8 protein-coding genes are annotated in these 7,127 nt (G+C 73.8%); 5 read left to right on the top strand and 3 right to left on the bottom strand.

Annotated features, from left to right (window positions below):
- Positions 1-1,031 (bottom strand): glycoside hydrolase family 3 protein (locus tag HUW36_RS21680; protein WP_174529854.1); only part of this gene is annotated, 1,031 nt, incomplete at its 3' end.
- 103 nt (positions 1,032-1,134) lie between these two features.
- Here HUW36_RS21680 and HUW36_RS21675 point away from each other — a divergent pair.
- From HUW36_RS21675 to HUW36_RS21655, 5 genes are all read left to right on the top strand, one after another.
- Positions 1,135-1,293 (top strand): hypothetical protein, encoded by a 159-nt coding sequence (locus HUW36_RS21675; protein ID WP_174529847.1) that lies wholly within the window; start codon positions 1,135-1,137, stop codon positions 1,291-1,293.
- Positions 1,294-1,361: 68 nt separating this feature from the next.
- Positions 1,362-2,312 (top strand): TIGR03557 family F420-dependent LLM class oxidoreductase, encoded by a 951-nt coding sequence (locus HUW36_RS21670; RefSeq protein ID WP_174529853.1) that lies wholly within the window; start codon positions 1,362-1,364, stop codon positions 2,310-2,312.
- 49 nt (positions 2,313-2,361) lie between these two features.
- Positions 2,362-3,993 carry a RecQ family ATP-dependent DNA helicase gene (locus tag HUW36_RS21665; protein ID WP_174529852.1) on the top strand — a complete coding sequence of 544 codons (1,632 nt, stop codon included), beginning with the start codon at positions 2,362-2,364 and terminating at the stop codon, positions 3,991-3,993.
- 62 nt (positions 3,994-4,055) lie between these two features.
- Positions 4,056-4,559, top strand: a complete 504-nt coding sequence (locus tag HUW36_RS21660; RefSeq protein ID WP_174529851.1) for a hypothetical protein — start codon at positions 4,056-4,058, stop codon at positions 4,557-4,559.
- An 89-nt stretch (positions 4,560-4,648) separates the two neighbouring features.
- Positions 4,649-5,686 (top strand): AraC-like ligand-binding domain-containing protein, encoded by a 1,038-nt coding sequence (locus HUW36_RS21655; RefSeq protein WP_174529850.1) that lies wholly within the window; start codon positions 4,649-4,651, stop codon positions 5,684-5,686.
- A gap of 114 nt (positions 5,687-5,800) precedes the next feature.
- Here HUW36_RS21655 and HUW36_RS21650 read toward each other — a convergent pair whose 3' ends face one another.
- Together HUW36_RS21650 and HUW36_RS21645 are read right to left on the bottom strand one after the other, a co-directional pair.
- Positions 5,801-6,790: a DNA topoisomerase IB gene (locus HUW36_RS21650; RefSeq protein ID WP_174529849.1), complete on the bottom strand. Its 990-nt coding sequence runs from the start codon at positions 6,788-6,790 to the stop codon at positions 5,801-5,803.
- Positions 6,774-7,127 (bottom strand): glycosyltransferase family 9 protein (locus HUW36_RS21645; RefSeq protein WP_174529848.1); only part of this gene is annotated, 354 nt, incomplete at its 5' end. The genes HUW36_RS21650 and HUW36_RS21645, both read right to left, overlap by 17 nt.

Raw genomic sequence — 7,127 nt, 5'->3', positions numbered from 1 at the left:
GCGACCAAGGTTGCGATCAAGCCGCTCGAGGACCGCATCGTGGTCCAGGCGAACGAGGCCTCGGCCAGGCGCTCCTCCGGCAGCTCGCCGCCGACCACGGCGGCGACGATCGCCTCGCGCAACTCGTGGGCGTCGGCCTCGGTGGCCCGTTCTCCGCCCACGCAGATGGCGTCCGCACCGGCGGCGAGCGCGCGCACCGCGGCGCCGGCGAAGCCGTACCGGTCGGAGACCGCCCGCATCTCCACCGCGTCGGTCACCACCACGCCGCCGAAGCCCAGTTCCTCGCGGAGCAGGCCGCTCAGGATGCGGGTGCTCAGGGTGGCCGGCAGTTCCGGGTCCAGCGCCGGCACCAGCAGGTGGCCGGTCATCACCGCCTGCACGCCGGCCGCCACCGCGGCCCGGAACGGGGCCAGCTCGACCGCGTCCAGCCGGGCCCGGTCGCCGCCGATGCGGGGCAGGTCGTGGTGGGAGTCGACCCGGGTGTCGCCGTGCCCGGGGAAGTGCTTGGCGCAGGCGGCGACGCCGCCGCCCTGCAGGCCGCGGACCCAGGCCGCGGTGTGGCGGGCGACCAGGTCGGGGTCGGCGCCGAACGAGCGCACCCCGATGACCGGGTTGGCCGGGTTGGAGTTGACGTCGGCGTCCGGCGCGTAGTCGAGCGTCACGCCCACCGCGGCCAGCTCGGCGCCGAGGTCGCGGGCGACCTCCTCGGTCAGCGCCGGGTCGTCGACCGCACCGAGGGCGTAGTTGCCGGGCCGGGAGCTGCCCCGCGCCGACTCGATCCGGGTGACGTCGCCGGCCTCCTCGTCGATCGCCACGATCACGTCCGGCCGCTCGGCCCGCAGGTTCGCCGTCAGCGTGGCCACCTGCTCGTGGTCGACGACGTTGCGGGCGAACAGCACCACCGCGCCGAGCCCCTCGCCGAGCCAGCGGCAGACCCACGGCGGCGGCGTGGTGCCGACGAACCCGGGTTGCAGGACGGCGGCGGCGAGCGCCCTCAGGTCTCCGGTCGCTCCCGCGATCCGTTCGCTCATGTGCTGTCGTACCCCCGTCTCCCCCACCGACCCGCCAGGGCCGGCGGGTGCTGACATGGTCACACCGCGCAGCTAAATAGTCAACAATCCTTACTGTTAGCCGGTGGCGATCGACGCACGCCCGTGGGAGAGTTCGTCCATGCCCGCCCTGCCGCTCGCCGACGCCACCAGCGCCGCGGACGTCCCCGGCGTACGCCTGCTCGGCCTGGTGGTCGGCGCCCTGTTCCTGCTGATCGCCATCCGGGCCATGTTCCGCCGCTGACCCCACCGGGTTGGACGCCCCGCCCCGGGGTAGGGCTTGCGGTGTCCGGACACGGCGGAGGGGGCACCATGAAGATCGGCTATTTCCTGTCCAGTGAGGAGTACACGCCGGCGGAGCTGCTGGCCCAGGCGCGCGGCGCCGAGGAGGCCGGCTTCGAGGCGCTGTGGATCTCCGACCACTACCACCCGTGGGTCGACGCGCAGGGGCAGAGCCCGTTCGTCTGGTCCACCATCGGCGCGCTGAGCCAGGTCTGCCGGCTGCCGGTGACCACCGCGGTCACCTGCCCCACGATGCGCATCCACCCGGCGGTGATCGCCCAGGCCGCGGCCACCAGCGCGGTGCTGCACGAGGGGCGGTTCGTGCTCGGTGTGGGCACCGGTGAGGCGCTCAACGAGCACATCCTCGGCGACGCCTGGCCGCAGACCGACGTCCGGCTGGAGATGCTGGAGGAGGCGGTGGAGGTGATCCGCGAGCTGTGGCGGGGCGAGTTCGTCAACCACCACGGCCGGCACTACACCGTCGAGCACGCGCGGATCTACACCCGCCCCGGGACGCCCCCGCCGATCTACGTCTCCGGCTTCGGCCCGAAGTCGATCGAGCTGGCGGCCCGGATCGGCGACGGCTACGTCAGCACCATGCCCGACGCCGACATGGTGCGCCGGTTCCGCGAGTCCGGCGGCGGCGACAAGCCGTGCCAGGCCGGCTTCAAGGCCGCGTACGCCGACACCGTCGACGAGGGGGCGCGGATCGCGTACGAGCGCTGGCCCAACGCGGGCGTGCCGGGCGAGCTGTCCCAGGTGCTTCCGTCGCCGCGCCACTTCGAGCAGGCCGCCCAGCTGGTCCGGCCCGAGCAGGTGCGCGACGCGTTCGTCTGCGGCCGGGACGCCGACGCCCACCTGGAGATGATCGACAGGTACGCCAAGGCCGGGTACGACGAGGTCTACGTGGCCAACACCGGCCCGCACTGGCAGGGCTTGTTCGACCTCTACCGGCGCGAGGTCCTGCCCCGGCTCCGCTGATCGCGGCGACGGTTTCGGTTCCGGACGCCGGGGGTAGCTGAGGCGCTTGATGAAACTGACCACGCACTCCACCAGCCTGCGCCGCGCGGCGAAGAACCTGTTCGGCTGGACCGCGCTGCGGCCCAACCAGCTGGCCGCCATGCGCGCCGTGATGAAGCGCCGCGACGCCCTGGTGGTGCTGCCCACCGGCGCCGGCAAGTCGGCGATCTACCAGATCCCGGCCAGCCTGATCCCCGGACCGACAGTGGTCATCTCGCCGCTGCTCGCCCTCCAGCAGGACCAGATCGCCGCGCTCAACGAGCGGCAGCGCCCGGAGCTGCGCGCGGTGCGGATCAGCTCGGACGAGAGCGCCACCCAGCAGGCGCAGGCGATCGAGGACATCCGGGCCGGACGGGCCGAGTTCCTCTTCATCACGCCCGAGGCGCTGAGCAACCCGGACCGGCTCGCCGAGGTCCGCTCGCTCGGCCCGGCCCTGGTCGCGATCGACGAGGCGCACTGCATCTCGGCCTGGGGCCACGACTTCCGGCCGGACTACCTGGCGCTCGGCCACCTGATCGACGGCCTCGGCCGGCCGCCGGTGGTGGCGCTGACCGCCACCGCCTCCCCGCCGGTCCGCGACGACATCATCGCCCGGCTGCGGCTGCGCGAGCCCGAGGTGGTGGTCTCCGGGCTGGACCGGCCCAACCTCTTCCTGGAGGTCGCGTACTGCCCCACCGACGACTACCGGTGGCGGCGGCTGGTCGCGCTGCTGCGCGACGACGAGCGGCCCGGGATCATCTACGTGCCGACCCGGCGGGCGGCCGAGGAGCTGGCCGGGCGGCTGACCGACGCCGGCTTCCCGGCCGAGTTCTACCACGGCGGGATGCCCACCGCGGCACGCCACGAGCTGCACGAGGCGTTCCTCGCCGACCGGGTGCCGATCATGGTGGCGACCTCGGCGTTCGGCATGGGCATCGACAAGCCGAACATCGCCTGGGTGGTGCACATGGCGCTGCCCGACTCGCCGGACAGCTACTTCCAGGAGATCGGCCGGGCCGGCCGGGACGGCTCCCCGTCGCGGGTCCTGCTGCTGTGGCGGGCCGAGGACGTCGGCCTGCAGCGCTACTTCAGCGGCGGGCTGCCGGACGAGAAGGAGCTGTGCGAGTTGGCCGCGGTGCTGCGGAGCAAGCCCCGCACCCGCAAGGAGCTGCGCGAGCTGACCGGACTGGGCCCGCGCAAGCTCGGCCAGTACCTGTCCCTGCTGGAGCAGATCGGCGCCGCCGAGCCGCGCGCCAAGCAGCGCGTCGGCGCCCCCCGGTACGCCCCGGACGCCGCCGAGTCCGGTCGGGCCGCGCTTGCCGAGGCCGAGCGGCAGCAGACCGTGACCCGGTCGCGGACGGACATGATGCGGGCCTTCGCCGAGACCACCGGCTGCCGCGGGCAGGTGCTGCTGGCCTACTTCGGCGAGCAGATGAACGAGGTCTGCGCCCACTGCGACAACTGCCACGCCGGCACCAGCGTGGCCAACGACGGCGCGGTCGGGCCGTTCCCGGTGCACAGCCAGGTACGCCACCCCGAGTGGGGATCGGGCCTGGTGCTCAACTACGAGGAGGACCGGATGACGGTGCTCTTCGACGAGGTGGGCTACAAGACGCTGTCCGTGCGCGTGGTGTCCGAACAGGGCCTGCTGGAGCTGGACTAGCCTGACCCGGGCACCGCGGGGTGCCCGTCGACAACGACGACCACGGCGAAAGGAACCTGATCGTGATCGAGCAGCCGGCGTACACCCGGTTCGGCGTCTCCGACGAGGAGTGGGGGCTGCTGGTCGGTCTGCCGCAGGCGGTGCTCACCGCGGCCGCCGCGGCCGAGTCCGACGGCACCCGACGCACCATGGCGGAGAACGCCGCCGGGTTGGAGACCATCGCCGTGGGGCGCGAGTCGGCGAGCCCGCTGGTGGCCGCCGTGGCCGGCGAGGTCGTCTCGCGGGTGGGCGACCCGGAGACCGGCGCGGAGCTGCCGGTCATCACGCCGGACGACCCGAAGGCCATGATCGAGGACGTGCTCGCCCGGGCCGGCCAGGCGTCCGCCCTGCTCGCCGACCGGGTGGACGAGGGGCAGGCCGGCGCCTACCGGCACTGGCTGGTGGAGATCGCCGAGCAGGTGGTGGGCGCCGCCTCCACCGGCGGGATCCTGGGCATCGGCGGCGACGTGGTGAGTGACTCCGAGCGCCGGTTCCGGGACCGACTGTCCCACGTGCTCAACGACTGAGTGACGGACGTCACGCCCCGCGGCTGCCGCCTTGCCCGGCCCGCGGGGCGTCGTGCTTCATGAGGTAGGACGAACCCCGGGGGCCGCTCATGGACACCGCGTTGACACGGCAGGTCTTCGACACCGAGCAGGTGCCGGCCGCCGACCGGTTCGGGCTGTGGCTGGAGATGCTCGGCCGGACGCCCACGCTGATGCGGGTCCGCACCGAGCACGCGGATGACTTCACGGCCCGCGCGGAGTTCCTCCAACTGGGCCCGATGCAGCTCATCCGACACCGCTACCCGTCGCTGCACGGCGTGCGGACCCGCAAGCTGATCCAGCGCTCCGAAGGGGACTGCTACCTGCTCGCGTTGACGCTGCGCGGCACCGGCGTCGCCAACCAGGACGGGCAGCGCGGCATCTGCCCACCGGGCGACTTCACCTTCTACGACTGCGCCCGCCCGCAGGAGCTGATCCACCATGCCGACGAGGACGAGCGGGCCGCGTCGATCGTCGCGCTCGTCCCGTACGACGCGCTGCCGTTGCCGCACCGCCGGCTCGCGCCCCTGTTCGCCGGCCGGATGTCCGGCGCCGAGGGGATCGGCGCGCTGCTGGCCGACTACCTCATCCGCATCACCGGCCATCCCGAGCAGTACCACGCCGCCGACGCCGACCGGCTGGGCGGTGTCGCTCTCGACCTGGTCGCCACGCTGCTGGGCCGGAACCTGGTCTCCGAGGACGCCGTGCCCACCGAGATCCGCCGCCGCGCCCTGCTCGAACAGGTGCGCGCGTACGTGCGGCAGCACCTCGGCGACGCCACGCTGGACCCCCGGAGCGTCGCCGACGCGCACCACCTCTCGGTGCGCTCCCTGCACCGGCTCTTCGAGACCGAGGAGACCACCGTCGCGGCGTTCATCCGGGACGAGCGGCTGGCCCGCTGCCGCCGCGACCTCGCCGACCCGGGATTGGGCGACCGCCCCATCCAGGTCATCGCCGGCCGGTGGGGATTCCGGGACAAGGCCCACTTCAGCCGCGCCTTCCGGGCCGCCCAGGCGGAGACGCCGCAGGCGTACCGGGCCCGCCACCTGGAACGGGCACGCATCGTCAACAGCACGGCGTCCGAAGTCAACCCGGCCCGGGCAGACTGAGCACGGGCCGACGTCGGTGACCGGCGTCAGCCCACTGGTAACGGGGGGCCGTGGCGCGGCGCCCGCGGTGGGTCCCGCCGCGGGCGACCGCCCCCGGTGGTCGCCCGCCGCCGTTCAGTCCGCCTCCTCCTCCAGCAGCGCCAGGACGGACTTCTCCACCGCCTCACGCGGCATCTCGGGCTGCACCGGCGCCAGCACCCCGTCGTGGTAGAGGTCGACCACCCGCGGGTCCACGTAGGACGTCCGGGCCACCGTCGGGGTGTTGCCGAGCAGTTCGGCGACCGACCGCATCACCGCGGCGACCGCCCGCCTGCGGCCGGTGACGGATCGCTGCGGGCCCACCGTGGCCAGTTCGGCGGCGGCCAGGACGGTGGCGTGCCAGGTGCGGAAGTCCTTCGCGGTCATCTCCCCGCCGCTGGCGTCGCGCAGGTAGTCGTTGACCTCGTCGCTGCGCACGTCCCGCCAGGCCCGCCCGTCCCAGTAGCCGAACAGCCGCTCCTGGGCGCGCCGCCGCCGGCGCAGGTTGAGCAGCACCTGGCACAGCTCGGCGTCCTCGATCCGGCGGACCTGCTCGATGCCGCCCTTCGCCGGGAACTCGAAGACCACGCACCCACCGCGCGAGCGGGCATGCTCGGGGCGCAGCGTGGCCACGCCGAACGTCGGGTCGTCGCCGGTGGCGTACTGGTCGCTGCCGACCCGGAACGCCCCCATGTCGAGCAGCCGGGCCACGGTGGCCAGCACCCGTTCCCGTCGCAGCCCGCGCAGCGCCAGGTCGTGCGCCACCCGGTCGCGCAGCGCGGGCAGCCGGTGGGCCACCTCCAGCACGTGGTCGAACTTGGCCTCGTCGCGCTTGCGACGCCAGTGCGGGTGGTAGAGGTACTGCTTGCGGCCGGCCGCGTCGATGCCGGTGGCCTGGATGTGCCCGTTCGGGAACGGCGAGATCCACACGTCCCGCCAGGCCGGCGGGACGACAAGCTCGCGCAGGCGCGCCAGTTCCGCCTCGTCGCGCACCGGTGCGCCCTTCGCGTCCAGGAAGAGCCAACCCTTGCCGCGCCGGCGGCGCCCGTAGCCCGGCCGGCCCGGGTCGCTACGCCGCAACCGCACCGGAGACCCGTTCCACCTCGGCCACCGCCGCCACCACCTCGTCGATCTCGATGGCATCCAACGTCGGGTGGGTTCCTACCCCCACGAAACCGGCTGAATCCCGGTCGGGTCCGACAACCCGCGTGGCGCCGAGCACCCGGTGCCGGGGTCGGTCGGCCGGCGGACCCCAGCGCGCCGCCGGCACCGGACCGAACAGCACCACCGACGCGGTCCCGTAGCCGGTGGCCAGGTGCGCCACGCCGGTGTCACCGCTGACCACAAGCCGCGCGTCGGCCACCAGCGCGGCCAGTTCGGCCAGGCCGGTCGTGCCGGCCAGCACCGCCTCCGGCGGCAGCCC

The organism is Micromonospora maritima (genome assembly GCF_902825405.1).
GTDB classification, from domain to species: domain Bacteria; phylum Actinomycetota; class Actinomycetes; order Mycobacteriales; family Micromonosporaceae; genus Micromonospora; species Micromonospora maritima.
Note: the sequence above shows the minus strand (reverse complement) of the source record. Positions and strands in the feature narration are given on the sequence as shown.